The 4,370-nt window shown below is 59.6% G+C and carries 4 protein-coding genes (1 of these 4 only partly in view); 2 read left to right on the top strand and 2 right to left on the bottom strand.

The genetic code is table 11. The features are described from left to right. Positions 1-119: 119 nt before the first annotated feature. Positions 120-827, bottom strand: a complete 708-nt coding sequence (locus tag IVA75_RS06700; protein WP_247285849.1) for a hypothetical protein — start codon at positions 825-827, stop codon at positions 120-122. An 888-nt stretch (positions 828-1,715) separates the two neighbouring features. On the opposite strand from IVA75_RS06700, the gene IVA75_RS06695 reads away from it, so the two are divergent. Next, positions 1,716-2,057, top strand: coding sequence for a hypothetical protein (locus tag IVA75_RS06695; RefSeq protein ID WP_247285848.1), 342 nt, complete (start codon positions 1,716-1,718; stop codon positions 2,055-2,057). A 100-nt stretch (positions 2,058-2,157) separates the two neighbouring features. On the opposite strand, the gene IVA75_RS06690 is transcribed toward IVA75_RS06695, so the two are convergent. After that, complete coding sequence (locus IVA75_RS06690; protein ID WP_247285846.1) at positions 2,158-3,243, bottom strand: NAD-dependent epimerase/dehydratase family protein; 1,086 nt, start codon at positions 3,241-3,243, stop codon at positions 2,158-2,160. Positions 3,244-3,533: 290 nt separating this feature from the next. Between IVA75_RS06690 and IVA75_RS06685 the strand changes: the two genes are divergently transcribed. Next, positions 3,534-4,370: the 5' portion of an ABC transporter substrate-binding protein gene (locus tag IVA75_RS06685; protein ID WP_027565590.1), read on the top strand. 252 nt of this gene lie beyond the right edge of the window; 837 of the gene's 1,089 nt are visible here — the first part of the coding sequence; the start codon lies at positions 3,534-3,536; its stop codon lies off the right edge, out of view.

The following is a 4,370-nucleotide window of genomic DNA, read 5'->3' as shown; positions in this document are numbered from 1 at the left end:
ATAGGCTGCTCCTCCGAATCGTGGGAGCCTTAAACGGCGCCCAGTCTTTGGCACTCTCGTGCCCGGGGAGGAGCCGTCCACAGCATCAGAAGCGGACATGTCAGGGAGCCGCAGGAATCTCATCGTCCACTCATCAATAGAGACTTTGTTTCGACAGTCCCATTCGGACGAAGCCCGCTGTCGTAGAGCCCCCCATAGAAGGCTTTTCGGCTCTCTTCACTATCAACCCACGGCAATTTGCTCTGAATTGCACGCGTAATTCCTGTGCCGGTAATGCCAAATTCATTGAATGGCCAAATTCCCGAGGAGACAATCTCAATCACGACCCGTTTGAGAATCAGGTCCTGATTTGGATGCTGACCACCCGGAGGCACAAACAGAACCGCGCTTTTCGGGTCCTTCGTGTTTCGAACTCTCACCATCGCTGGCAATAACTCCAACGGCACCTCGCGCTGACCTTTAATGGCGTTGATTCGCGAGAAGTCTTCGGAACCGAAACCGCCTTTCACGACGCCAAAGAGATTTGGGATGATGTCTTCCGGCCCCGAGCGAACACTAAGGGGCCCCGCGTGGAGCAACACGAGAAGCGTGTCGTTCGGTTCAATGTCGATCGAAACGGCCTCGCCCTCTACCGCAGAGTTCATGCCTCCCCTCGAACCGAGGAACGGAATATTGCGGCTGTAGATGACCTGAATGACACCAGACCCGGCTCGGGGTTGGCCGTTCCATTCCATTTCCGCCACAAGACGGTATCGGATCATCACGGCGGGATTAATAAGCCCCCAAGCAAGCGCGATCAGTGAGATCAGAATAACTGGCCTTTTCATTGTTCGCGACCGCACATTGAGAGATTACATTTCTCAACCGTAGTCGTGGACATTCAAAGGCGCAAAGGAAAGCCGAGACTCCAAAATGGAGAATTCGCTTGTCCGCTATGGGGCAAAAGCCGCTATTGCAGTTTGGACCGGATACCCTCCTATGTGGCCAACAGCAGCCACGCTAAATCTCTTCGACCCGGAGCGGCACAACTGTCTCCGCTGCATGATTTCTCCCGGGCCAATTTCCCCAAACGACTCTAGCGTTAAAATTCCTACCGTGGCAGCGAACGTTTATCACATCGCCCACAATAGGCGCGGGCCCCTGAAAATAGTTCTCATCGCGACCAAGCTCCTGCTCGGTCACAAGATCTCCTGATTTCAGAAGAATTCGTTTGACCCAGTACGGCAAGCTGCAACCCTTTTTCTCGGGTGGAGGCGATCGAGGCAAACGGAAGAGCGGCCAGATCGCGAGCGACAAAACAATCCACTAAAGGCCAAGGAGGCATAGCCCAAACCAAAAATGATGCGCACCTTGACTGACCGACCCCAGAAAGCATCTTACGCCTGTCGGTGGACATAGTGCGTTTGAAAGACGAACCAGCCAGGTTGCTGGCGTCCAAGCGATCAAGAAAAAGGGCCGTATCACTTCGTAACTTAAAGCACCTACTGTTATCATCCCTAAGGCGCAGAGCAGTCCGACCAGCAAGTGCAAAATTAGTCGTATTCGTGTTGGCAACCTCGGTCTCGGTCTAAGGAGGACAGCAAGAACGAGACTATGTCCTCTACGATCAAAAGCCGCTCTTGCGCATTGTGCAGGACACTTCCGCCATGGGCCAGAACGACATCGCGAGCGCGACGTGATATAGCCAATGCACACCAGCCGCTACGAGAAAGAAGATGCCACGCCCACTCACCCCCAAAGAGCGTGATCTGGTTGCCTTTATTCTAGGTCAGCACTCACCCTTTCAGGACCATTTTGGCCTCGTCGACGAAATGAACGACGGTGGGATGGGTAGCCTTCTCTTTGTCGGTGCTGCAGGCCGGCGTTTCGGCCGATGTATTGGCGAATGCGAATTCGACGATGCCGATGGAGTGCTGGTGTCGGTCGCGTTGAACCTCGATCAGCGCGACGAGCTGTTTGAACTTGATCTTTGGAAAGTCGACTTTTCGCCGCTACAAAGGATCCCCGCCCTAGGTGATGTCCGTCCCTCAGGGTGGTTGCGACAGAAGCCCAGATAAGTCAGATTTGAAGCCGTTCGAACCGGCTCAGCCAGAGGACCGTTCCGGGTCACAATCTGACCTGGGCAACGACCCCGGATAAATCCGCTTTGGTTCTCGGTCAGGGGAGCAGCCGCTCTTGCTTCGCCTGCCTGAACCACTTCCGGAACATATCCTCGGTATCCATCATCTCGGTGAAGCCGGCGCGGTTGATCTTCACGGTCGAGACGATCGAGGGCGGACCGGATTCGGTCTGGCCGTAGCGCAGGCTGTAGTCGGCGTATTGGAACGAGAGGCCGACGAATTCGGCCAACGCAGGCGATGCAAGGTCGTGCTTGCGGCGCAGCGCGTCCCAGGGAGCGACCCAGCTCGGGAATTCCCTCGCGAGCGACAGCGGGACCGGCCTGCCCGGCTTCATCTCCAGCGCGTCGGCGACCGCAGGCCAGATGTTCTCCCAGGTGAAGACGTCGCCATTGGTCACGTTGAAGGCCTCGTTCCGCGCGGCCTCGGCGTCGCCCGACCAGGCAATGGCGCGGGCGAGGAGATCGACGTCGACGGCCTGCCCCACCCGCGGGGCGCCGCCGGGGTAATCGAGCGGTCTGCCCTGCTCGCGCAGCATCGCGGCATAGACGCCGAGCGGCGGGATCAAATCCATGGCGCCGCCCATGGCGAGGCCGACGATCAGCACCGGCCGCAGGATGCTCCAATGCCAGCTCTTGCCGGTCTGGAGGTCGCGCAGGAAGTTTTCCTGCGCCCAGTAGAAGTTGGGCTGCTCGTACATTTCGGAGCGGCCTTCGCGGGCCGGCACGGTCAAGGGGCGAACGTGGACGCCGTAGGCCTTGGTGCCCTGCAACAGGGCGACATGCCTGAGGCCGGGTGCCACTGGCTCGAGCGCATCCATCAGATTGCGCAGCATCATATCGTTGGTCTTGATCTGCTGCGGGTCGCGCCAGCCGTCGACGAGCTGCGGCGCCTCGTAGAGCGCGGCGTAGATCAGATGCGTTGCGCTGCTCAGTTCCGATGCGGCGCGCTCGCAATCCGCTGCACTGGTCAGGTCGATCGGGACATGACGGGCACCGTAGAGGTCGCGCGGCTTCCGCCGCGACAGGGCAATCACATCGCACCCTCCCGCCAGGCCGAAGTGTCGCAACGCGGCATTGCCGACGAGACCGCTCGCTCCGGCGACCACGACTTTCTTGCCCGTCATGCGCGAGCCTCCCTGGTTTTGGCGCGACTGAATAGCAGATCGCGTGCAGGCCCGACTTGCGTCAGGCCGGTGTTCGCAGCTGCGAGGCGCCGATGAGGCTTGATTCCGGCGAAGCGCCCGGTCATCCTCGCGCGCGGAACCGCAACGATCGGAATTCCATCTCCCGGTGCCCGCAAGGGCCGTTCGGAAACGCCACAACGTCTCAACAGAAAACGTCGAGCGTCGACGAAGACAAGACGACACCAAGATCGTTCCCCAGGTCGAAGCATCGACTTAACGGAGGGAAGCGCATGGAACGTCGTAAATTCCTGACGGCAGGCGGATTGGGCCTGGCCGCGAGTGCCGTCGCTGCGCCGGCGATCGCGCAGTCGATGCCCGAGATCAAATGGCGATATGCCGCGAGCTGGCCGAAGGCGCTCGATACGCTCTACGGCGGCTGCGAGTATTTCGCAAAGCGCGTCGCCGAGATCACGGACAATCGATTCCAGATCCAGGCATTCGCCGCCGGTGAGATCGTGCCGGGCCTGCAGGTGCTCGACGCCGTCGCCAACGGCACGGTCGAGATGGGCAACACCGCGCTGTACTATTATTGGGGCAAGAACCCCGCCTTCACGTTCGGCACGTCGCTGCCGTTCGGCTTGAACACGCGCCAGCACATTTCGTGGCTGCAGTGGGGCGGCGGCCAGGACCTGATCAACAATCTGCTGAAGGAATACAACTCCATCGGCATTCCGACCGGGTCGACCGGCGCGCAGATGGGCGGCTGGTTCCGGAAGGAGATCAAGTCGATCGACGATCTCAAGGGACTGAAATTCCGGGTCGGCGGCTTTGCCGGCACGATCATCGCCAAGGTCGGCGGCGTGCCGCAGCAGATCGCGGCGGGCGATATTTACCCCGCGCTGGAGAAGGGCACGCTCGATGCGGCCGAATGGGTCGGGCCCTACGACGACGAGAAGCTCGGCTTCGTGAAGGTCGCGAAGTACTATTACTATCCCGGTTGGTGGGAAGGCACCGGCCAGGGTCACAACATCATCAATCTCGACAAGTGGAACACGCTGCCGAAGCACTATCAGGCCGCGGTCGATGCCGCGTCGCGCGATACCTTCACCTGGGTGACCGGCAAATAC

Source organism: Bradyrhizobium sp. 134 (assembly GCF_023074155.1).
GTDB lineage: Bacteria > Pseudomonadota > Alphaproteobacteria > Rhizobiales > Xanthobacteraceae > Bradyrhizobium.
Note: the sequence above shows the minus strand (reverse complement) of the source record. Positions and strands in the feature narration are given on the sequence as shown.

Bases quoted from the DNA above. Each gene is read 5' to 3' on its own strand.
- IVA75_RS06695 (WP_247285848.1), top strand. From the start codon at position 1,716: ATGCCACGCCCACTCACCCCCAAAGAGCGTGATCTGGTTGCCTTTATT.
- IVA75_RS06700 (WP_247285849.1), bottom strand. From the start codon at position 827: ATGAAAAGGCCAGTTATTCTGATCTCACTGATCGCGCTTGCTTGGGGG.
- IVA75_RS06690 (WP_247285846.1), bottom strand. From the start codon at position 3,243: ATGACGGGCAAGAAAGTCGTGGTCGCCGGAGCGAGCGGTCTCGTCGGC.